Here is a 21,128-nt window from a genome sequence, read left to right as displayed (position 1 = left end):
GCCGGGGGCCGCCGCGCCACAGGTGCGGTACTGCGGAACGGGTGCGGTACTGCGGGTGCCGGCGGGCCGGGACGATCCCTCCGGCGGGCGGGACGCCCCTCAGCTCACCGTGATGTTGGAGTTCCCGCTGCTCTGGTAACCCTCGGTCGCCATGATCATGTAGTAGTTGAAGCTGCCCATCCGCAGCCCGACCCGGGACCACGCGTCGAAGTGGTTGCCGGTGGTGATGGTGCCGCCGGTCTTCTTCTGCTGCCGGACGCTCCAGTACTGGTCGAAGGTCCTGGTGCCCTCGACGGAGGGCTGGTTGTACCGCGTCGTCTTGTAGATGTCGTAGGTGCCGCCGTCGCTGGTGACGGTGCCCCGGTACTCTCCCGTGGGCCGGTAGGTGCCCCAGTTGTCGACGATGTAGTACTCCACGAGCGGGTTCGACGTCCACCCGTAGAGGCACAGGTATCCGTTGCCGGACGGGTTGAAGCTGCCCGAGTAGCGCACGGTCCGGCGGCTGCCGTTGCTCCAGCCCTTGCCGCAGACGAAGTTGCCGGTGTTCCGCCACGAGGTGCTGTAGTTGCCGCCGGACCCCATGGTCATGGAGACCGTTCCGGGGGCGTCGGTCCAGAACGAGTAGTAGAAGCCGTTGTGGTTGCCCGTCTGGTTCGAGGTGACGGTCTGGGCGTGGGCGGTGCCGGTGCCGGGCAGCATCAGCCCGGTCGTGGCCACCGCCAGGGCGCCGGCGCGGCCGACGAAACCCCTGCGGCTCATCTGCTGGGGGGTGGGGGCGTCGTTCTTGTCCATGCTTCCTCCTCGCGAAGGCTGGCGGCAGGCCAGACAGCGCGATGCGACCCGGCGGACCGCCGGTGGCCGCGGGGCGGCCACCGTGCGTCGGCGTCGCATCGACGACGGTGGGGGGACGCCGGTCGTCGTGGGGGCGGCGACCGGAGGACCGGGGCACGACGGGTGACCCGGATCGACAGCGGTGGGGGCCTGTCGATGCCGATAGGTTGGTCCGACGCCCCTGAGTTGTCAACAGTTCCCGGAAATTTTACGGAAGTTAGCGCTGCTATCGGTCTCCGCTAAGGACTGATCATCCCTGGTCAGGTGGAGATGGCGTCACCTCGCCTCCAAGGATGATCGATGAAGTCCCGGACTCGCAGGAAACGAGCAGGATGTAGTTCCGAAACTTTCGGAACCATTCCGGGGCGTGCTGAGCAGGGGGCGGCGAGTCGGCATCCAGCACGGCGCCGGGGAGCGAGGTGCACTCCCACACGAACCTGCCCGCCCTGCTCACTCCAGCGGCCCGGACTCCAGGAAGGTGCGCGTCGCGACGGCGGGACTGCGTATGCCTTCCCCTGCGGCAGCGCTGCCCATCACCGGTTGCCGTGGTCCTCGATCATGCGGGTGACGAGCCGGCGCAGGATCTCGGCCCTGCTCCGGTCCTCCCGCCGGCTGAGCAGGGCCCGCTCGGCCGTACGCAGCCGGTGCCAGGCGTCCGGCTCCTTGTCCATCACCTCGTCGACCAGGGGCCGGGTGGACAGGGCCAGGTATTCGGCCAGGCGCCGCCGAGTGTCCGGGGACGGCGGGACCGGGTCGGCGGCCGTGTACCCGCTGGTGAGGTAGCGCGCCGGGTCGGCCAGACTCCATCCCACGACGGCGCCGCCCTGAACGAGCAGCACCAGTCCGGGGGCGATACCGATACGCGCCTCCAGGGGCGCGTCCGGGACCGCAAGGTCCCGCAGGCAGATCGGCTCGGCTGCCTCGGTGTCGCAGTGCAGCATGGTCGCCTGCGGCACGCCGAAATCGCGTACCTCGTTCGCGCGAAGCCCACCCCGGAGAGTCGGAATCCCGTCGGGGATGTGAATGCCGGCTTCCGCGGGAGCGGTCTCGTTCGGCATGTGGAGCCCGACGCCCACCAACTCATGACTCTCCTTGTCGAACCGGAGGTCGCCCGTGTCTGCTGCTCGAACTCCGCCTTGCTCCGAACCCGCCGACGATCACCTGCGGCACGTCCAAGGCCAGACACGGAGCAAAAGACAACGGAGCGTCCGTCACCACGGCGTCCACGGCACTCAAAGCGATGTTCACGCGCATGCCACCTCACCGAATCCGGCTGGCCACGGTTGTCCGCTCAGTCCTCGATGACCGGTCGGGTGGGGGAGAGGAACGGGTCCAGGCGAGTGTGGAGTTCGCCCCTGGCCATGACTCGGACACGGAAAGCGCTCTACCCCGGTGGCTCCTCCATATAGGCGGAGCGCTCGTATGTCATTCTCCTAGAAAGGACACGGCGTCTGTCCTCCCAGGGCTCCCCAACATCTCGAGAAATCTCCTCACCGCTTTCACCTGCGCGCTCGAGTAGCACCAACCCAACTCCGATGACCCCTTCAAGCAGAGATCTCAGGATGATGTGGTCGGTTTTCTGATGTTCGCGCAGGAGGACTGTCATGAAATGAGCGAAAGCCTGGCCATCGATTTGGCACTCGTCATCGACGATAGGTCCTAGGCCGGGAGGTACGCCGAAAACCTGAGCCAGCGCCAAGGCCTCTGCGTGAAATACTCTTGCCACGAAGTTGGCCGGATTCCAGACGTCACTGTCTCCGACTTGAAAAAAACAGCTCACTCACTCCACCTGATCCTTACGTCAATCCCAGGGTTTCCCTGCCGTTACGTTTCAACAGAAGCCCCGGCGGCGTTCCTGAGCGAAGGATTGGTTCCCGGGCTCGTGAAGTCTAGGACGATAGGAGCATTCTCTCATCCGTCTCGGTGTCGTGGTACTCGCAGGGGAAGCGCAGTGGGGTGTAGGCGGTGGCGTCGCGGTTCCAGGTCGGGAGGGTGTGGGTGACGCGGTTGGTCTCCTCCGCCGGCCGGGTGCCGTCCCAGGTGAACAGGATCTCCTCGGCGGCCTCGCCACCCGGCGTCAGGCGCTGCTTGGCGGTGCGGCGGCCCAGCGAACGCGTCTGGCCCGGGTGAGGCGGGTGCCGGTGTAGACGAGTTCCCCGGTAATCCCGGCGGCGAGCCTGAGGGGCAGGCGGCACCCATCTTCTGCCTTCAGGGCAGACGAGACCAGAGGGAAAACCACTTCTCGGCATCAACCCTCTCCCTGGAGCCGGTGGCGAGGTGGGGAATCACCAACTCGAGAGGTTTGACAAGGTTCTTGACGCGACGGAGCCTCCGTATGGTTTCGATCCCGCTTCCCTGCCACCTTTCGCACAGCTCGTCAATCTCCCGGATATCCTCTCCGAGAGCCGAGAGTACGACGTTGGCCGCAGTCTTTGGATCTCGAACAGGGTCGTTTGCTTCGGCTCCGAATTCGGAGATCGCGTAAGCGCGAATACGAGCTTCGTCGGCGGCGGACCGAGTGGGGCCAAAGCTCTGCGATTGCCGCTGCCTGAATACGACACCGAGAGCGGCTTTTGCGAATCGCAACCGTTCCGTTGCAGGAATTTCTCGACTCTGCATCGAGACCACGCAAAACTCGCGGAAAGTTTCCCAGAAGTTCGGATCTGTGGGCTCGGAGAAACTAGATGAAAGTGCCTTTTCGGCATCGGAGAGGGAGGTTGGCTGCGGCGCGGTGTTGTCCATTACAGTTCTCCGTCATCATTCATCCTGCCACCAATACTTCACTGAGGACGGGTCAAAGACAATCCCTGCCCTCTCGAACGCCTCTCGTCCCACATCCAGGCTGGCGTCCGAAGGTGTGAAGTGTCCGCTTCTATTGTTGAGCGCCGCTCCCCAGTAGTTCCCGTCCCAGCCGGCGATATCCGCTTCGCCCGCAGCAAGCACGGGGCGACCTCCGGTGATAACCGGATGGTACACCTCCTGCCCATCGACAAATTTAGGAATGACTGCAAGGTTGCCGGACTCGTCAACAGCCCACTTGACTGTTCCCTCCCCTATTACCCTGTCGAAATCGGGGCTTCCCGGCCTTGTGGGTGTGACGCCGAGGCGATCAGCCTGCGACAATTCTCTGTCAAGCTGCTGTGGCAACTTGTTCTCGTATGGGGTCAGTCCGAGGGGGTCGGTCCAGGTGTGGGGGTTGTGGACGTAGGCGACCGGGTTGGGGGCGGGGGCCAGGCCGAGGGGGTCGGGGGTGGCGTAGCGGGCGGTGGCCGGGTCGTAGTAGCGGAAGTGGTTGTAGTGGAGGCCGGTTTCGGGGTCGTGGTACTGGCCGGGGAAACGCAGTGGGGTGTAGGCGGTGGCGTCGCGGTTCCAGGTGGTGGTGCCCCACAGGGTGGTGCGGGTGTGCCAGGCGATGTGGCCGGTGTCGTCGACGAGTTCGGTGGGGGCGCCGACGAGGTCGGTGACGATGGCGAAGAAGCGGCGGTCCACCTCGGCCTGGTCGCCGGGGTCGAGGAGGCGTTCGGTCTGGGCCAGGGGGGTGAGGCCGTTGTGGTCCCAGGTGAGGGTGACCGGGTGCGGCAGGTCGTCGGCGGTGGTGGTCTGCTCGATGAGGACCGGGCCGTCCCAGGTGAAGTCCACCTGCTCCACGACGGTTTCGCCGTCCGGTGCCAGGCGCTGCTTGGCGGTGCGGCGGCCCAGCGGGTCGTAGAGGTAGCGCCAGCGGGTGCCGTCCGGGGTGGTGACGGTGGTGAGGCGGTCCTCGGCGTCCCACTCGTAGCGCCAGGTGTCCGGCTTCTTCGAGAGGCGGACGCGCTGCCGCAGGACGGTGCGGCCGGCCCCGTCGTACGCGTAGCGGATGCGGCCGGCCCGGGTGAGGCGGGTGCCGGTGTAGGCGCGCTCGCCGGTGGCGTCGGCGTCGGCGTGTCCGGTGGGCCAGGAGGCGTGGGTCTGGTTGCCGGCCGCGTCGTAGGCGTAGGTCTCGGTCCAGTCCGCCGCGGTGACGGCGGTGACCCGGCCGACCGGGTCGAGGTCGAAGGCGCGGTGCCCGGACAGCAGGTCGTCGACGCCGGTGAGGTGGCCGTCCGGGCGGTAGCGGTAGGTGCGCTGCTGGACGGTGACCGCGTCCGGGCCGGTGGTGAGGGTCTGGCCGGTGAGGCGTCCGGCCGGGTCCCAGACCTGGGCGAGGGTGAGGTCGCCGACGCGGCGCCGCGTCTCGCGTCCGGCCGCGTCGTGGGCGAAGTCCAGGGTGCGGCCAGAGGTGGTCAGGGCGGTGCGGTTGCCGGCCGCGTCGTAGGAGAAGGACGACACCGCTCCGGTGGGGGTGGTGCGGCGGGTGCGGCGGCCCAGCGCGTCGTAGGAGACCGACAGGGCCCGGCCGTTGACCAGCTCGGTCTTCACCCGCCCCAGCCGGTCGCGGTGCCAGCGCACCTCCGCGTCGGGGCCGATGGCCTCCACCGGGCGGCCCGCCGCGTCGTAGGCGTAGGTGGTGACCCGTTCCCCGGTCTCCTTGCGGACCAGACGGCCCAGCTCGTCGTGCCGGTAGGTGATGGTGTCGCCGAGCGGGGTGGTGCGGGCGGTCAGCTGTCCGGCGGCGTCGTAGGAGTACCGCAGGGTGCGGTCGTCGAAGTCGGTCTCGGATATCAGGCGTCCCGCCGGGTCGTACTCGTACGACCAGCTCAGACCCTGCGGGTTGGTGACCCGGGTCAGGCGCAGTTCGGTGTCGTGGGTGAAGGTGTGGCGCACCCCGTCCGGGCCGGTACGGGCGGCGAGCAGGTCGAAGTGGGTGTACTCGTACGACGTCACCCCGCCGGCCGCGTCGGTGTGGCGGACGCAGTTGCCCTCGCCGTCGTACTCCCAGGACTCCTCGGCTCCGTCCGGGCCGGTGCGGCGGGCGAGCTTGCCCTCCACCGTCCAGGTCAGGCGGGTGACGGCGCCGAGGGGGTCGGTGACGGCGGTCGGGCGGCCGAAGGCGTCCCGGGTGTAGCGGGTGACCGCGCCCAGGGGGTCGGTGATCTCGACGGGCAGGCCGGCCGCGTCGCAGCGGACGGTGGTCGTCGCGCCGAGGGCGTCGGTGATCGAGGCCAGGTGGCCGCGTCCGTCGTAGGCGTAGTGGGTGGTGTGACCGGCCGGGTCGGTGGTCGATGTCCGGTTGCCGTGCTCGTCGTAGGTGTGGCGCCACACCGAACCGTCAGCCTCGCGGATCTCGGTGGGCAGACCGAGGTCGTTGCGGGTGACGGCGATCTGCCGGCCGTCGGGGCGGGTCAGGCTGGCGACGCGACCGTGCTCGTCGTAGGCGAACCGCGTGGTACGGCCGAGGGGGTCGGTGACCTCCAGCGGGCGCCCGTGGTCGTCGTGGCGGAAGCGGGTGGTGTGGCCGGTCGGGCCGGTGGTGGCGACGGTGCGGCAGCGGTCGTCGATCAGGTGGCGGGTGGCGTGGCCGGCGGCGGTGGTCAGGGTGGTGACCTTGTGGCCGGTGTCCGGGTCGGTCTCGTCGTAGGCGATGCGGACCTGCAGGTGGCCCTCGGTGCCGCCCTCGGCGACGCACCGGTGCAGGTTGTCGTAGACGTAGTCGTAGCGGCGGCCGTTGGTGTCGGTCCAGGAGATCACCCGCGCCTCGTCGTCGTAGGCGAACCGCAGCGGCAGCCCGGAGGAGTTGACGACGTCGGTGAGGTGGCCGTCGGTGTAGCCGTAGCGCATCACCACCCGGTCGGCGAGCGAGAGCGCGGTGACGCGGCCGCCCTCGACGGTCAGGTGCAGGGTGTAGCCGCCGCCGTGCTCGATCCGCAGCGGGGCTCCGGACACCTCGTCGTAGACGAAGACGATCTGGTGGCCGGTCCGGTCGGTGATCTGCTCCAGCCGCGCCACGCCGTCCGCCTCGCCGCCGGCCGGCGGGGCGAAGTGCCGCACCCAGCCGGTGTCTGGGTCGGTGAGGGTGTAGCCGCCGTCCGGTGTGCGCTCCAGCGGCATCCGCGCCGACCCGGCCGACGGCAGCGTCGGCGCCCCGGGAGCCGGGTGGGGGTAGGCCAGCAGCCGCCCGTCGTCGGCGACGAAGACCACGCCCTCGGCGTCCACCTCCAGCCGCTGGTCGACGGTGGAGGTCCACGACGGCCCGAACCACCGCCCCGCGGTGTACCCGGACTCCACGTACCGCCGGAACACCAGCGGCATCGCGCCCGGCAGGGTGACGTCCGTCTGCGGCAGGAACATCCTGCCCGTGGCCAGGTCGACGGGGTCGGTGCCGCCGGAGTTCCGCTCCTCCGGCTTGCTGCCGTGCTGGTCCGGGCCGTCGCCGTCCAGCGCGCGGCGGGCCCGGTTGGCGTCGTTGGCCGCGTCCGCGGCCTCGGCCGCGAGGCGGACGCCCTTGACGCCCGCGCCGGCGCCTCCGGTGGCGGCGGTCAGCGCCAGGTCGGGCAGCAGCCGGCCGAAGCCCTCGGCCGGGTCCTTCATGAACTGGTCGACCATCTGCCTGCCCGCGCCCCACGGGTTGTTGGCGACCTGGAGCAGTCCGGCCGCGGTGCCGTTGAGCGCGGTGACGTACTCGCCGGGGTGGGTGAGGTTGTGCGGGTCGGTGGGGTTGACGCTGCGGACGAAGGAGACCAGCCCGGCCGTGCCCTTGAGCGCACCGCCCAGCAGGTGCGAGCCGTCCAGATGCATCCCGACCAGGCCGTGCTTGACCTGATCGGCGTACGAGGGCTTCTCCGGCGCCGCGTCCCTCGCCGCCCGCACGGCCGAACGGGCCTTCTCCGCGGCGGTGTTGCGCTGCTTGCGGGCCTCGGCCAGGATCTCCTCGGCCTCCTCGGCCAGCGCCGGGCCCGGATCCTTGAAGGCGGCCGGGCACACCGGCGGCGTCCCCGGGTCCTGTCCGGCCTCCACCTTGGCGTTGTAGGCGTCGGCGGCGGCGTTGTACGCGTCGACCTTCCTGTTGTGCGCGGTCCGCGCGTCCTCGGACGCCTTGACCGCGGCCCGGTACTTCTCGATCGCCGCCTTCGCCCGGCCCTGGGCCCACTCCACGGTGGAGGCGAAGTCCTCCAGCGCCCCGGCGGCCTTCCGGCAGGCGTCGGCGGCCTTGAACCACCGGGGCGGCTCCTTGGCCGCCTTGGTCCGGAAGGCGTCGGCCGCCTCGCCCTTCAGCCCGCTGGAGTCCAGCCCCTTGACGCCGTTGCCGACGTTGTCGAACGCGGTTGCGAAGTCCTTCAGGTGGCTCGCGGTGGAGCGCAGCTTCGCCGCGCTGCCGAAGACCAGCTTCTTCGGGTCCTCGGTCTGCCCGAGCCGGAGCTCGTCGACCTCCGCACCCAGGGCGTCGGCGGCGGTGCGGGACTTCTCCCGCACCCAGTCCGCGCCGTCCTCCCAGCCGACCTTCTCCAGCCCGTCCGCGGCCTTGTCGCCCAGCCACTCGACGCCGTCGCCGAGCTTCTCGACCCCCTTCTCGACGGTGTCCTCGACGACGTCGGGGACGATGTCCCACCCCATCAGCCCTCACCCCCGCCACTCGGCCGGTCCTGCTGCGCCCGCTCCTGCGGGGAGGGGCCGAACAGGGTGTCCCGCACCGCCTCGCGCTGATGCTCCTCGACCCCGGCCGCGTCCATCGCCAGATCGTTGAAGAAGCCGCCCTGGCCCTCGCTGACCAGGCTCCGGCCGGTGTCCTTCCAGGTCTGCGCCATCTCCTGCTGCGCGGTGCGGAACGACTCGGCGCTGTAGTCCGGGGCGTCGGGCGTGAGGACGTCCTGCCAGCCCTGCTGCTGCACCTCCTCCTCGGACAGGTGCGGGTTGCCCACCAGCGCGTTGGCGCCGACCTTGAAGGCGCCCTCCCAGTACCGGTCCTCGGAGTGGACCATCCCCGCCGCCAGGCCCAGGCGCGCCGCCAGAGCGTTGGCGTCCATGATCAGGGCGCGCACGCCCCACTCCCACCCCTCGCAGAACCCCTCGAAGTCGGCCGCCAGCCCTCCGTGGCCGGCCTCCATGTGGCTCAGCGCCAGATCGGAGAAGCCGGCGCCCCGCAGGGAGCCGGTGGAGGAACCGCTGACCGACTCCAGCTCGCCGATCGCCCCGTTCAGCCCCTTGGTGATGAGGTCCAGCGCCTCCTGGGAGAACTCCAGGTCCCCGTCGCCGCTCACCGCGCACCCTCCCCTTCCGCGCCGCCGGCGTCCACCGCCACCGCGTCCGGCACGATCCCCCTCGCCGGCGGGAACAGCATGGAGCCGTCCTCGTCCGCGACGTTCACCGCCACCCCGGCCGGACCGCCCAGCTCCGGCACGATCACGTCCAGCAGCCGCGCCCCCAGCAGCGCCGCGTACTCCCACTCCCGGTCCGGCGGCGCCTGCCGGGCCCGCGCGAAACGCGCCAGCGCCGCCTCGTCGGTGAACGCGTAGATCCACCGCACCCCGCCGAACACCCCCGTCATCAACCCGCCGTCCACCCACGGCACCAGCACGGCCGTACGGCGGAACTCGCCTACCAGCGCCCGCGGGTCACCGGCGCCGTTCCGCTGCCGGGCCATTCGCTCCGCGAGCGCCGAACCGTCGTGCATGCAGACCCCCGTCGTCCTGGTCCCGGCAACGAAGTAGACCGTAGGGCATGACGCCGACGGGGGAGCAGGAGTTCCGCGGCCCCGGACGCCGGGGGGGCGGACGTGCGCCCGCCTGGCGGGCCTGCCTCTGCCCGGCCTCCTGCGCTTCCCCTTCTTCGCCGGCCTCGCTCCGCCGGGGACGTCCTGGCGCTGCGGCCCGGGCTTCGGCTTCTGCCGGGAGGAGCAGGCGCGAATCCCCTGTGTGCTGGGCCGGTTGACGGGTCTGCGGCATAGGCTCGGCCCGCACGCGCGACGACGAGGCCGGGAGGGGCTCATGAGGAAGGGCACGCTCGAGTACGAGCAGGCACTGGACGCGGTGGTCGAGATCCTGCGCGAGCGGGCGCGCCGGGGCGCGGAACCGCTGTCGTACAAGGACCTGAGCGACGAACTGGCAGGCCTCGGTCACCATGTCCCCTACTACAAGGGCCCGATGCCCTACCTCCTGGAGGACGCCTCGGCCCGGGACAACCCCGACGGGCGGCTCCCCATGCTGTCGGCCCTCGTGGTGTCGCAGAGCACCCGCCGGCCGTCGGGCGGCTTCTTCAGCCTGGCCCGGAGCGAACCGTACGAGCGGCCCGGTGACGACACGGCGCTGTGGGTCCGTGAGCTGAAGGACCTGGCAGAGCACTACGCCGGGAACTGACGCCCGCGTGACGGCCCCTGCCCGACGGGCAGGGGCCGCTGCGGACATCGGGCCGCGCCCCCGACGGCTTCACCCGGTGGCCGGGACCGGGCCGTACGGCTTCCTGCCCCTCGGCGGTGCGCTGACGCCCGCCGAGGTCGGCACGGCGGTCATGCGCGTCGCCGCGTGCAACGTCCACGACGGCTCGCCGAACGACTCGGCGACACCGTCCGCCCGACCGTGGACGCCGACCGGGACGACAGCCCCGCGATCGAACTGCCCGCCGCCGAGCCGCGGCGCCTGCTCGCCGGAGCGGAACGCGACCCGACCGGCTTCCTCCGCCTGGCCGCCGCCCGGGCCGCCCGTCACCTGCTCGGCCGCGCGCCCCAGGTCACGGCCATCCTCGCCCGTGCCCTGGCCCCACCCGTACCGATGGTCCGCGCCACGGACGCGCCTGCCGCGCCGACGCGGGTTCCCCCCCGGGGATCGGGGAACGGGGCTCTCCCAGTAACACCCCCGCCCGGAGGCAGCGGTCGCTCCCGTGCGGGGTGGCGGGTCGTCCTGCCAGGCCCCGGTGAGGCCGGGCGACGGGAGTCGCCGACAACCGAATCCGGCATCACGGGCCCGAAGGGCCTGGCCCGCCCAGCGTGGGGCCGTACTCATGCGGTTCACCGGTCCGCGGGTCGATTCCGGCATCCCACAGGCGTTCCGCCTCACGCCCGTTGAGGAACGTCACGGGGACACGTGCCCCGCGTCGCGGGCGGTGTCACGGGGCGGGCGCGGGCAGCGGCACCTCCGCCCAGACGGTCTTGGTGAACGCGTCCCGGACCTCGCACCCCCACCGCCCGGCGTACACCGCGACCAGGAGCAGTCCCCGCCCCGACACCGCGTCGGGAGGCCCCGGCTCGGCCGCGGGGTGGCGGGGGAGGAGGCCGGGGCGGGTGTCCGTCACCTCGATCCGTACGACGACGGGCTCGGGCGGGAGGAGCAGCGTCAGCCGGAAGTCCCGGCCCGGAAGGCTGCCGTGGGCGACGGCGTTGGCCGCCAGCTCGCCCGTCACGAGGGCGACGGTGTGCGCGGCGTCGCAGCCGTGCGGCAGGCCGGTCCACTCGGCGAACTGCTGCACGGCGAGCCTGCGCGCCAGCCGCGCGCCCCGCCGGGTGCCGCTGAAACGGGCGGTGAACCGCGGTACGCCGGCGGCCTGTTCGGAGGGACGGTCGTCGGGGCGTGTGGTGGGCCGCCCGGCGGCGGAACTTTGATGTCGCATGCCGTGACCGTCCCGTCACGCGGGGGTGCGCGGCCAGGTCGGACCGCCGTACACGCCCCTGCGCGAGCCCCTTGTACGGCGGCTGTACGGCCGGTGCCCGTGACCCGTCCGGCACCGGCGCGGTTCGCCATGGAGGTGCACCCGCGACAGGCCAGGGGGAACGATGGGCAGGAACAACGAGCGTGCCAGGCCCGCCGGAGACGGCGGCGGGGACCGGCCCGGCGCGTGGAGCGCCTACGGCAAACTCGTCCGCCTCTTCCGCGAACGCGAGGGCCTTACCCAGCAGTCCCTGGCGGACGCCATCGGCTACTCGCTGGAGCAGGTCGCCTCGGTCGAGCAGGGACGGCGGCCGGCGAAGGCCGCGTTCACCGGCGCGGCGGAACGGGTACTGAAGGCCGGCGGTGCGCTGAACACTCTCCAGGAGGACGTGGACCGCGCCCAGTTGCCCGCGTTCTTCCAGGACGTGGCGGCACTGGAGTCGGAGGCGATCAGCCGCTTCTCCTACGACCCACTGCTCGTGCCGGGGCTGCTCCAGACGGAGGCGTACGCCCACGCGCTCCTCGACTCCCACTTCCCGCCCTTGGACGAGGAGGTCGTCGAACAGCGAGTGGTCGCCCGGCTCGCCCGGCAGGCGCTGCTGACTCGGAGGGGTCCGGCGATCGTCTTCGTGTTCATCGTGGAGGAGTCGGCGCTGCGCCGCGTCGTCGGCGACAGGGAGGTGATGAGGGAGCAGTTGGAGAAGCTGCTGGAGTGCTCCAGGATGCGCAACGTCGAGATCCAGGCCATGTCCACGGAACGAGGCGCCCACAGCGGGCTCAACGGCCCCATGGTGCTGCTGGAGACGCACGGCCACGGCCAGTACGTCTACGTCGAGGCTCAGGACGTGGTGAGCGTCAGGAGCGACCGCCGCGAGGTCAGCGAGTTCTGGATGCGGTATGGCATGCTGCGGACGCAGGCCCTCAGTGCCGAGGAGTCCGCACGTCTCATCGAGCGCGTGGCAGGGGAGCTATGACCACCGACCAGCCTGACGGACGCGTCTGGTTCAAGAGCAGCTACAGCGGAACGAGCGGCGGGGACTGCGTGGAGGTGGCCGCCGGGCCGGAGGCCGTGTACGTGCGGGACTCCAAGGCGGCCGACGGTCCCGTACTGCGGATCGGCCGCGACGGATGGGCCGCTTTCGTCGCGCTCGCGGCGGGGCGCTGAACCCGGTCCCGCACCGCTGCGGTCCGGACGCCGTCCGGGCCGCAGCGGTGTGAGCGGTTGGGGTCACGCGGCTTCCGGCTCCTCCCCGGAGGCCCCTGAGCCCCCGGTGCCTTCCGGGGCGCCGTCCTCGGAGGGCTCGGCGACCCCCGCCGTCTCCTCCGGCCCGTCCCCGTCGTCCAGCACGATGCGGACGGTACGGCGTCCGTCGCCGGGCCCGGCCCCGGTCAGCCGGTCGCGGATGCGGTCGTAGAGCACGGCGGCCATCGCCCAGTCCGCGTCCACCTCCTTGCTCGGCTCCTCGCGGGTCTTCCAGAGGCTGATCAGGGCGGCGATGAGGGACGGCCCGGACAGGTGCGTCCACACCAGGCCGTGCTCGGCGTCTTCCTCGACCGTTCCGGGAACGCGAAAGCGCGGGTGCCGTGCGGCCTGAGCGAGCAGGAACTCCCAGGTGTCGCGGTGGCAGACCAGTTCGGCGCGCGACACCCCGGCGGCGTTCAGCAGCAGCTCCGCGTGCCCGGCCAGCGGGTCGCGCGGCGCGCCCTGGCCGTCGTCCTGCTGCCCCGACCGCTGTCCGCCCTCACCGCGGGAGGTCCGGAAGCGGTTCCGGAGAGCCTGCTCGGCGGCGTCCTTCACAGTCCTCACGCGTTCCTGCGTCGTCTTGTCGGCCTCCCCGGAGGGAGCCGTCCCGGCCGGGGTGGCCGGTACGCCGTCCCCGGCCTCCGGCCGCTCGCTGTCCGACTCCCGCTCCTGCCCCTGCTCCACGCGCTTCTCCTGCCGCTGGTTGTCCTGTACTCGGGAGGTCTCGACCGACGGGTCCGGCGGCGGGTCCTCTGTCGGCCCCGTCTTTTCGTCCCCGGGTTCGCCGGAGTCACTGGCACCGGGGGCGACCGGGACGGACGGCGGGTGCGCCCCGGTACGGCTGCCGGTGATTTCCAGGCGCAGGTCCTTCAGGTCGCCGAGCATCCTCTCCTGTCGCCGGCGCAGTTCCCGGTTCTCCTCCCGCAGGACCATGGTCCCGGTGGAGACGGCCTCCCGGAGCTTGTAGAGCTCCTGGTCCGATGCCTGCGGTGGCGGTGACGCGGACCTGTCGACCGCCTCGACGAGCGACGTACGGACCGCCGCGACTCCCTTGTCGATCTCGCTGAGCTTTTTGTCGCAGGCATCGAGCTTCCCCTCGAAGCGCTCTTTCCATCCTTGCCCGAACCCCACGCAACCCCCTTGTCGCTTTGAGTGACGAGCCGATCCTTTCCCTGGGTCCGATCGGGCGACGCAGGCGTTTTCCGGCCAAGACGGGGCCGGGCCGCCGGTGTTCACGGAACGGGCGGCCCCATGCTGGGCGGTTCCGTCTCAGCACCCCCGAAGGGGTGATGACCTGGACGTATGTGCCCCGCTCCTTCCTCTCGATCCCGCGAAGCGGAAGGCGGTGGGCGGCGGACGATGGCCGAGCCTCCGCCGACCGGCGGAGAGCCGTACAACCGGACCTTGTACGGGTGTTGTACGGGTTCCAGGCCATGCATGCCCGGCCCCCGTGGGCCACGTTGGGCATGGCCCCGGCGGTGACGGACGGCGGAAGCCGCCGGGGGAGCCGACGGGCGGGATGCACTCGGGGACGAAGGGGAGTGAGGCGGTGCGGGACACGCGGAACGGGTGAAGGAGGACGGCGGCGATCCGCCGGGGGTGTGGTCGGCCTACGGCAGACTGCTTCAACACCTGTGCAAACAGGTCGGGTTGAGCGAGCAGAAGCTCGGGGACGCCATCGGCTACTCGCTGGAGCAGGCCGCCTCGGTCGAGCAGGGGCGGCGGCCGGCGAAGGCCGCGTTCACGATCGCGGCGGACCGGGCGCTGGAGGCGCTGAGCCGCCGGAAGCTGTTGAGTCGGGTGCCGCTGGCGGAACTGTCGTTCATCATCAGCCAGGAGGCGCTACGCGATCTCGTAGGCGGCCCGGAGGTCATGCGCCAACGGTGGCGACGGCTGGTAGAGGTCAACGCGCTGCAGTCACAGCGAAACGAGCGGCGGTGACTGCGTGGAGGTGTCCGCCGGGCCGGAGGCCGTGTACGTGCGGGACTCCAAGGCGGCGGGCGACGGCCCTGTGCTGCGGATCGGCCGCGACGAGTGGGCGGCGTTCCCGGCGCTCGCGGCGGGGTAGTTCCGGCCGGGGCCTCCGAACGGAACAGCGGGCCCGCCCCGCGGCCCCGGGGCTCAGTCCGCCCGGCGGTGCGGTGCGCCGCCGGCGCCGAGCGCCGCGCGCAGCGCCGGGTCGGCGAGGGCGGACGGGCCGCGCAGCGCCAGGACGGTGAGCAGGGCGCGGTCGCCGGCTCCGGACGGATCTCCGCCGTCGCCGCCGTCACCGCCGTCGCCTCCGCCGGGACCTTCCCCACGGCACCGGCGACGGCCCGCAGTCGCCGCAGCCCGGCCGGGGAGGCCCACTGCTCCGGCGCCCCCACCTCGAAGCGCGCGATGGCCAGGCAGCCCGTGGTCAGCACCAGCGGCAGGGCGAACCAGACGGCCACCACGCCCCGGTCCGCCTCCGGCGGCAGCAGCAGGAGCGCCACCGCGGCCGTCACCAGGGCCAGGCCGCCCGCGAGCCGCACCTGCCGCAGGGCCGCGGCGACGGCGGTGCGGGTCCCGTCCGGCACCGCCAGCCCGGCCGCGGCCAGTCGCTCGGCGAGGGCGCGTACGGCCTCGGCGGCGGCCAGGGCGGTGCGGACCGCCGGGACGGGCAACTGGCCGCCGGGGCCGATGGCGGCGAGGACCGAGCGCTCGATGTCGTCGCGGCCGTGCGGATCGACGACGGTGGCCCAGCCGGTGTGGGCGAGCAGCAGCCGACGGCGGCGGGACATCGACACCAGGGCGAGGTCGGTGACCCGGCCCGGTCCGCCGGACAGGAACGCCGTCTCGTACAGGCTCAGCCCGCGCGCGGTGCCGGCGGGCGGCGCCGGGGCGTCATCGGCCGCCCGCACCACCTGGCACAGCCGGACGCACGAGGTCAGTGCCGCGCCCCAGGCGGTGAGGAGGAAGAGCACCCGCATGGGGGAGTTCTATCCGGACGGGCGGACGGAGCGCCACGGGGTGTTCGGCATGCGATACGGCCGGTACGGCTGATACGTCGGCACGGCCCGCACGGCGCTGGGGGCCCGCTACGCCCCCGCGGAGCGGGCCCGGCGCAGACGGCGCAGGAGCGGACCGGCGAGGCCCCACCCCCGAGGGGCCTCGCCGGAGCGTTCGCGGTACCAGCGGCGCAGCCGCCGCCGCGTGGCCCGGGACAGGGTGGGGTCCGAGTCCAGCAGGTGCGCGACGAAGCGCAGGGCGTCCGGGCGGTACCCGCCGGTCATGGGGCGTCCGCGGGCGTAGGCGGCGAACGCCGGGCGGTAGCGCTCGCCCAGGATGTGCGGCAGTTCGGGTGCGATCCCGGCGACGACGGAGGCCCGTTTGGCGATCAGCGCCCGGCTCTGGACGCGCAGCCGTTCGGCGTTGAAGCCCTCGGGCACGGGGCCGTCCGCGACCAGGGCGCCCAGCAGGGCGGCCTGGGCGGCGGCGAGCCGGCGGCGTGCCGCGTCGGTGCCGCCGCCGGTGTCCGCACCGGTCCCCGCGGCGGCGTCCGCACCGGTCCCCGTCTCAGACACGCGCGCCTCCCCCGTCCCTCGCGGTCCGCTCGAACACGTCGCGTACGGCGGCCAGTTCGGCGGCCAGTTCCTCCGCTGCGGGGAAGTCCTCGTCGCGCTCCAGCAGCACGCCGGGCGGCGCGGTGCGCGCGCACAGCTCCGCCAGCAGTCCGAGCACCGGCTCGGGCACCGGGTGGGCGTGGCTGTCGTGCCACACCCCGTCGCGCTCCACGCCGCCCGCCACGTGCACGTACGCCAGCGCGTCCAGCGGCAGGCCGTCCAGGACGGCCAGCGGGTCCTCGCCGCGGTTGACGCGGTTGGTGTGGAGGTTGGCGACGTCGATCAGCAGGCCGACGCCGGTGCGGTCCACCAGCTCGGTCAGGAACCGCTCCTCCGTCAGTTCCTCGCCGGGCCAGGGGAAGAGGGCCGCGATGTTCTCCAGGGCGAGCGGCACGGGCAGCGCGTCCTGGGCGATCATCACGTTCTCGCAGAGCACCTCCAGCGCGTCGCGGGTGCGCGGCACCGGCAGCAGGTGCCCGGCCTCCATCGGCGGCGTGCCGGCCGGCGGCCCCCCGGCCCGTACGAACGCGATGTGCTCGGTGACCAGCGGGGCCCCCAGCGCCTCGGCCCGGCGCGCCAGCGCCGCCAGCCGCCCGGGGTCGGGCCGCTGCGCGCCCCCGAGCCCGAGCCCCACCCCGTGCGGCACCACGGTGATGCCGCGCTCGCGCAGCCGCACCAGCCCCGGCGGCAGGTGGTCGGGGCAGACGTTCTCCGCGACCACCTCGACCCAGCCGACGTCCGGCAGCGCGTCGACCACGTCCGCGATCTCCGGACGCCAGCCGATCCCCGTCCCCAGCCCTGCCATGCCCGCCCCCCTCGACGGCTCCTCCCCCGTGTGCGGTTGTCATCTCCGGGCAGAGGGATCACCAATCCTCCGGCGCGGAGTTCAGAGCTTCGTCTGAGCTTCGCCCCGGCCCGCCCGCGGCCACCTTCCGTGTGTCGCGCCCGCATCGGGCCGGAAGACGACAGAATCGTACGAGCCTCCAGGGAGAGGACCATGCTGGAAAAGCTGCAGCGCCTGCTGGGGCTCCGTACCGATCCGGTCATCTTCTTCACCTCCGCCGGGCTCACCGTGGTGTTCGTGGTGGCGGCGATCTCGCTGACGGAGCAGGTGGACCGGGTCTTCGCGGCGGCCTCGGACTGGCTCCTCACCAACCTGGGCTGGTTCTACATCCTGGGCGTGACGACCTTCCTGGTCTACCTGCTCTGGATCGCCGTCAGCCGCTACGGCCACGTGCGCCTGGGAGCCCAGGACGACCGCCCGGAGTACAGCACGCGGACCTGGTTCGCGATGCTGTTCGCCGCCGGGATCGGCACGATCCTGATGTTCTGGGGCGTCGCCGAGCCGATCAGCCACTTCGCCGAGCCGCCCCAGCAGGGCGTCGAGCCGGAGACGGCCGAGGCGGCCCGGATGGCCATGGCCTACTCGCTGTACCACTTCGGCCTGCACACCTGGTCGATCTTCTGCCTGCCCTCGCTGACGTTCGCCTACTTCGTCTACGTGCGCGGGATGCCGTTCCGGGTCAGCTCCGTCCTCCACCCCCTGCTGGGGGACCGGGTGTACGGCACCGCGGGCCGGATCGTGGACATCGCGGCGGTGATGGGCACGCTCTTCGGCGTCGCGGTCTCCATCGGCCTGGGGACCATGCAGATCAACAGCGGGCTCGCGCGGCTGTTCGGCCTGCCGGAGAACTCCCTGGTCCAGGTCCTGCTGATCGCCGTGATCACCGCCGTCGCCACCACCTCGGTGGTCTTCGGCCTGGACAAGGGCATCAAGCGGCTGTCGAACATCAACATCGTCATGGCCGTCGGGCTCATGCTCTTCGTGCTCGTCACCGGGGCGACGCTGTTCCTGGCCAAGGGCGTCATCGAGAACGTCGGCGTCTACCTGTCCTCGCTGGTCTCGCTGGCCTTCTGGAACGACACCTTCGCCGACACCGGCTGGCAGGGCACCTGGACGGTGTTCTACTGGGCCTGGACGATCACCTGGTCGCCGTTCGTGGGCATCTTCGTCGCCCGCATCTCGCGGGGCCGCACGATCCGGGAGTTCGTCCTCGGCGTCCTCGCGCTGCCCACGGCCTTCACCATCGTGTGGTTCAGCGTCTTCGGGATGTCCGCCATCGACATCGAGCTGAACGGCGCGGGCGGCCTGGTGCGGGAGGTCGTGGAGGAGGGCGACATCCCCGGCGCGCTCTTCACCTTCCTGGAGAACTACCCGCTCACCACGTTCGTCTCCGCCCTCTCGGTGCTGATCGTGGTCATCTTCTTCACCACCTCCTCGGACTCGGCGTCCCTGGTGGTGGACATGCTCAGCGCCGGGCACCGGGAGGAGGGCGGCCCGACGCGCCAGCGCGTGTTCTGGGCGGTCACCGAGGGCGTGGTCGCGGGGACGCTGATCGCGGCCACCGGCAAGGGCGGCCTCGACGCGCTCGCCGAGGTGATCACGGTGCTCGGCCTGCCGTTCTTCGTCCTGGCGTTCCTGATGATGTACTCGCTCGTCCGCGCCCTGCGGGCGGACTTCCCCGAACTCACCGGCCCGCCCCCCGCGCTGCGGCGGCGGATGGAGCGGGAGCGCCGGACACGGGAGTGGGGCGCCGGGAGGCAGGTCTCCGGGGACCGGAGCCCCGGAGGCGGCGGGCGGTAGCCCTCTCAGCGGCCCCTCAGCGGTTTCTCAGCGGCCCCTCCGCGGCTCCTCAGCGGTCCTCTCGGCGGCGCAGCGCCGGATGCTCGGCCACGACCGTGGCCGAGCCCGGGGCGATCTCGGTGAAACCGGCGTCGCGCACCACCGGCAGGCCCGCGGCCGTCAGCCGGTCCCACTCCCCGGGAGGGGCGGTACGGACCGCGAGCGGGAAACCGGCCGCGCGCCAGGCGTCGCGGGCCGGGCCGTCCAGCTCCCACCAGGCGAGCTGGGCGCCGTGCCCGGCCTGGGCCATCGCCTTGCCCGCGGACATCCCCAGCTCCGGGTTCAGCCACAGCACGGGCGTGCCCGGCTCCGGCCCGGCGGGCGGCGCGGGGTCCTCCAGTTCGGTGCCGGAGACCTGGAGGCGGGCCAGGTCCTTCGGCCAGCCGTCCAGCGGGACGGGCGGGAACACCCGCACCTCGGCCGGGTGCTCGCCCCCGCCGGTCACCGTGACGCCCGGCAGGGCACCGGCCCGCCGCCACTCCGCGCCGCGCGCCCGGCGCACCACCTTGCGGATGCGCCCGTCCTGCCAGTCCCGCACCACCCGGTGCCAGGGGCCGCCGGGGTCCGTCGCGCGCTCGTCCGACAGCATCACCAGCACCGCGCGCGCCGCCGTCTCCAGGGCGTCGGTACGGGTGGGCGGACCCGGGGGAGAGGACCGCTCGATCCGGACGACGAGCGGCAGGACGTACTGCGGCGCGGCGTCCCGGTCCGCCGCGGCGTACGCGTACGCGCCGGCGGGGGCGGGGCCGGCCGAGGGGGTGCCGGAGGTGCTCACGGGCCCAGTCTGCCAGCCGCCGCACGGGTGGCCGCGTCCGCTGCGCGGCACCGGGGCGGGTACGAGGGCGGGTACGAGGCCGGTCCGCGGGCGGGTAGGAGGGCGGGGCCGGGAGTACCCTCGGCCGTATGGAGTTCGTATCCGGCTGGACCGCACCCGAACCGACGGCCGTCCGCGGCGGACGCGCCGACGGCGACGGGCAGGAGGAGCGGGCCGTGTGCGTGCAGTGCGGCGACCCGACCGAGTACCCGGCGAGCACGCGCGGCGCGACGCTGTGCCCCGTGTGCGAATGGCACGAGGCCGAGCGCGTCGCCTGCTCCTGCTGACCCCGCCGTCCCGCCCCCTCCCGAACCATCCCGGCTCCTCCCGAACCGGCCGCGGCGCTCAGTCCCGGCCCACGGCCGACGCGATCAGCTCCGAGACGGGGACGATGCGGTAGCCGCGCTCCCGCAGCTCCGGAACGAGCCGGCGGACCGCCTTCTCGGTGGCGGGCGATCCCTTCCGGTCGCAGTCGAGCGCCACCACCGAGCCCGGCCTGACGTCCTTCAGCACCTTCTCCGCGACCTTCTCCGGGTTCCGCTCCCGGGCGTCCGGCGCGACCACGTCGCTCTCCACCGCGGTCACCCCGGCCGGGCCGACGGCCCGCCTGGACCGGTCGTCGAAGCAGCCGCCGGGGAAGCGGAAGTACGGCGTGAGGTTCTTCACGCCCGCCGCGCGGATCGCCTTCACGCCCTTGCGCACGTCCGCGAGCTGTTCGCCGGGGGCGAGCGCGGGGAGACCGCCGCAGTCGCGGGTGAAGGCGCGGTGGGAGTAGGAGAGGCTGCCGACCTCGAACAGCCGGTCGCGTCCGATGGAGCGCGCCTGGTGCTCGTAGGTCTGCGCCCACACGCCGGTCATGAAGAAGGTCGCGGGCGCCTTCTCGCGGCGCAGCGCGGCGACCAGCCCGGGGTTGTCGCGGCGCTCGCCGTCCTCGGCGCGCTCGCGGTCCTCGGCGGACAGGACGGCGTCGAAGGTCAGCGCCACCACCTTGTCCCCCCGGTCGCCGCCCTTCTCGCGGTTCTCCCCGTCCTCCCGCTTCCTGCGCTCGTCGCCGCCCTCCCGCTCCTCCCGGCCGTCGCGCTCCTCCTCGCGCGCGGCCTCCCGGTCCTCCTCGCGCGGCCCGTGCCGGAAGACGGGCGTACGGCCGCTGACGGAGGCGGGCAGGGTGGCGTACCGGCCGGACGACTCCCGGTCGCCGGCGCCCGGCGGGCGGGAGACGGAGGAGCGCGGGGAGGCGGAGACGGGACCCTCGCGGGAGGCGGCCGGGGAGGAGGGCGCGGCCGGGGAGGCGCCGGCCCGGGGGGTGTCGCCACCCGGGCCGGCGCAGCCCGCCACCGCGGCGGTGACCAGGGCGAGGGCGGTCAGGGGAACGGCGGTACGGCGCACGGAGACGGTCATGATCGGAACGTAACGACGATCCGCGGTGACCGCGCGGTGTGCTGCTCTTGTCGGGCTACCGTCACCCCCGGCCGGAGTGACG

19 protein-coding genes and 3 pseudogenes are annotated in these 21,128 nt (G+C 72.5%); 7 read left to right on the top strand and 15 right to left on the bottom strand.

Annotation, left to right across the window (positions count from 1 at the left end):
- Nucleotides 1-99 precede the first annotated feature (99 nt).
- The 9 genes and pseudogenes from QC029_RS09090 to QC029_RS09055 all read right to left on the bottom strand — a co-directional run bounded on the left by QC029_RS09090 (nt 100) and on the right by QC029_RS09055 (nt 9,358).
- A complete protein-coding gene (locus QC029_RS09090) occupies nt 100-792 on the bottom strand; it encodes a glycoside hydrolase family 11 protein (protein WP_279554988.1) in 693 nt (230 codons plus the stop codon).
- 572 nt (nt 793-1,364) lie between these two features.
- On the bottom strand, nt 1,365-1,787 hold the full coding sequence (locus QC029_RS09085; protein WP_279554987.1) for a hypothetical protein: 423 nt from the start codon (nt 1,785-1,787) through the stop codon (nt 1,365-1,367).
- A 335-nt stretch (nt 1,788-2,122) separates the two neighbouring features.
- Nucleotides 2,123-2,200 (bottom strand): annotated as a pseudogene (locus tag QC029_RS09080) (Imm7 family immunity protein); the annotation flags it as partial.
- 15 nt (nt 2,201-2,215) lie between these two features.
- Nucleotides 2,216-2,611 carry a DUF6086 family protein gene (locus QC029_RS31175; protein WP_369281316.1) on the bottom strand — a complete coding sequence of 132 codons (396 nt, stop codon included), beginning with the start codon at nt 2,609-2,611 and terminating at the stop codon, nt 2,216-2,218.
- Nucleotides 2,612-2,720: 109 nt separating this feature from the next.
- The gene (locus tag QC029_RS09075; protein WP_279554986.1) at nt 2,721-3,026 is read right to left on the bottom strand and encodes a hypothetical protein; all 306 of its coding nucleotides are present in this window, start codon (nt 3,024-3,026) and stop codon (nt 2,721-2,723) included.
- A gap of 13 nt (nt 3,027-3,039) precedes the next feature.
- A complete protein-coding gene (locus QC029_RS09070) occupies nt 3,040-3,573 on the bottom strand; it encodes a hypothetical protein (protein ID WP_279554985.1) in 534 nt (177 codons plus the stop codon).
- 15 nt (nt 3,574-3,588) lie between these two features.
- Nucleotides 3,589-8,301 carry a putative T7SS-secreted protein gene (locus tag QC029_RS09065; RefSeq protein WP_279554984.1) on the bottom strand — a complete coding sequence of 1,571 codons (4,713 nt, stop codon included), beginning with the start codon at nt 8,299-8,301 and terminating at the stop codon, nt 3,589-3,591.
- Nucleotides 8,301-8,945 carry a hypothetical protein gene (locus QC029_RS09060; protein WP_279554983.1) on the bottom strand — a complete coding sequence of 215 codons (645 nt, stop codon included), beginning with the start codon at nt 8,943-8,945 and terminating at the stop codon, nt 8,301-8,303. The genes QC029_RS09065 and QC029_RS09060 overlap by 1 nt, the downstream gene beginning before the upstream one ends.
- On the bottom strand, nt 8,942-9,358 hold the full coding sequence (locus QC029_RS09055; protein ID WP_279554982.1) for an SseB family protein: 417 nt from the start codon (nt 9,356-9,358) through the stop codon (nt 8,942-8,944). Before QC029_RS09055 ends, QC029_RS09060 begins: the two co-directional genes overlap by 4 nt.
- Nucleotides 9,359-9,671: 313 nt before the next feature.
- Between QC029_RS09055 and QC029_RS09050 the strand changes: the two genes are divergently transcribed.
- Nucleotides 9,672-10,040, top strand: a complete 369-nt coding sequence (locus QC029_RS09050) for a hypothetical protein (protein ID WP_279554981.1) — start codon at nt 9,672-9,674, stop codon at nt 10,038-10,040.
- 745 nt (nt 10,041-10,785) lie between these two features.
- On the opposite strand, the gene QC029_RS09045 is transcribed toward QC029_RS09050, so the two are convergent.
- The gene (locus QC029_RS09045; RefSeq protein ID WP_279554980.1) at nt 10,786-11,286 is read right to left on the bottom strand and encodes an ATP-binding protein; all 501 of its coding nucleotides are present in this window, start codon (nt 11,284-11,286) and stop codon (nt 10,786-10,788) included.
- A gap of 163 nt (nt 11,287-11,449) precedes the next feature.
- On the opposite strand from QC029_RS09045, the gene QC029_RS09040 reads away from it, so the two are divergent.
- Nucleotides 11,450-12,298 carry a helix-turn-helix transcriptional regulator gene (locus QC029_RS09040; RefSeq protein WP_279554979.1) on the top strand — a complete coding sequence of 283 codons (849 nt, stop codon included), beginning with the start codon at nt 11,450-11,452 and terminating at the stop codon, nt 12,296-12,298.
- Nucleotides 12,295-12,489 (top strand): DUF397 domain-containing protein, encoded by a 195-nt coding sequence (locus QC029_RS09035; RefSeq protein WP_279554978.1) that lies wholly within the window; start codon nt 12,295-12,297, stop codon nt 12,487-12,489. Before QC029_RS09040 ends, QC029_RS09035 begins: the two co-directional genes overlap by 4 nt.
- A gap of 63 nt (nt 12,490-12,552) precedes the next feature.
- Here the strand turns inward: QC029_RS09035 and QC029_RS09030 are convergent, their stop codons facing one another.
- Nucleotides 12,553-13,698 (bottom strand): hypothetical protein, encoded by a 1,146-nt coding sequence (locus tag QC029_RS09030; protein WP_279554977.1) that lies wholly within the window; start codon nt 13,696-13,698, stop codon nt 12,553-12,555.
- Nucleotides 13,699-14,136: 438 nt separating this feature from the next.
- Between QC029_RS09030 and QC029_RS09025 the strand changes: the two genes are divergently transcribed.
- Both QC029_RS09025 and QC029_RS09020 read left to right on the top strand, forming a co-directional pair.
- The gene (locus tag QC029_RS09025; RefSeq protein ID WP_336621570.1) at nt 14,137-14,508 is read left to right on the top strand and encodes a Scr1 family TA system antitoxin-like transcriptional regulator; all 372 of its coding nucleotides are present in this window, start codon (nt 14,137-14,139) and stop codon (nt 14,506-14,508) included.
- 4 nt (nt 14,509-14,512) lie between these two features.
- Nucleotides 14,513-14,635 (top strand): DUF397 domain-containing protein, encoded by a 123-nt coding sequence (locus QC029_RS09020; RefSeq protein ID WP_336621569.1) that lies wholly within the window; start codon nt 14,513-14,515, stop codon nt 14,633-14,635.
- 274 nt (nt 14,636-14,909) lie between these two features.
- Here QC029_RS09020 and QC029_RS09015 read toward each other — a convergent pair.
- Both QC029_RS09015 and QC029_RS09010 read right to left on the bottom strand, forming a co-directional pair.
- A pseudogene (locus QC029_RS09015) lies at nt 14,910-15,518 on the bottom strand (TIGR04222 domain-containing membrane protein); the annotation flags it as partial.
- Nucleotides 15,519-15,626: 108 nt separating this feature from the next.
- Nucleotides 15,627-16,956 (bottom strand): annotated as a pseudogene (locus QC029_RS09010) (DUF692 domain-containing protein).
- A gap of 192 nt (nt 16,957-17,148) precedes the next feature.
- On the opposite strand from QC029_RS09010, the gene QC029_RS09005 reads away from it, so the two are divergent.
- Nucleotides 17,149-18,795 (top strand): BCCT family transporter, encoded by a 1,647-nt coding sequence (locus tag QC029_RS09005; RefSeq protein ID WP_279554976.1) that lies wholly within the window; start codon nt 17,149-17,151, stop codon nt 18,793-18,795.
- A gap of 49 nt (nt 18,796-18,844) precedes the next feature.
- Here the strand turns inward: QC029_RS09005 and QC029_RS09000 are convergent, their stop codons facing one another.
- Nucleotides 18,845-19,609: an aminoacyl-tRNA hydrolase gene (locus QC029_RS09000; protein WP_279554975.1), complete on the bottom strand. Its 765-nt coding sequence runs from the start codon at nt 19,607-19,609 to the stop codon at nt 18,845-18,847.
- Nucleotides 19,610-19,737: 128 nt separating this feature from the next.
- Between QC029_RS09000 and QC029_RS08995 the strand changes: the two genes are divergently transcribed.
- Complete coding sequence (locus tag QC029_RS08995; RefSeq protein WP_279554974.1) at nt 19,738-19,935, top strand: hypothetical protein; 198 nt, start codon at nt 19,738-19,740, stop codon at nt 19,933-19,935.
- Between the two features lie 58 nt (nt 19,936-19,993).
- On the opposite strand, the gene QC029_RS08990 is transcribed toward QC029_RS08995, so the two are convergent.
- Nucleotides 19,994-21,046: a polysaccharide deacetylase family protein gene (locus QC029_RS08990; protein ID WP_279554973.1), complete on the bottom strand. Its 1,053-nt coding sequence runs from the start codon at nt 21,044-21,046 to the stop codon at nt 19,994-19,996.
- Nucleotides 21,047-21,128: the final 82 nt, after the last annotated feature.

The organism is Streptomyces sp. DH37 (assembly GCF_029813835.1).
In the GTDB taxonomy this organism is placed as follows: domain Bacteria; phylum Actinomycetota; class Actinomycetes; order Streptomycetales; family Streptomycetaceae; genus Streptomyces.
The sequence above is the reverse complement of the archived record's forward strand: the minus strand, read 5'-3'. Positions and strand labels throughout refer to the sequence as shown.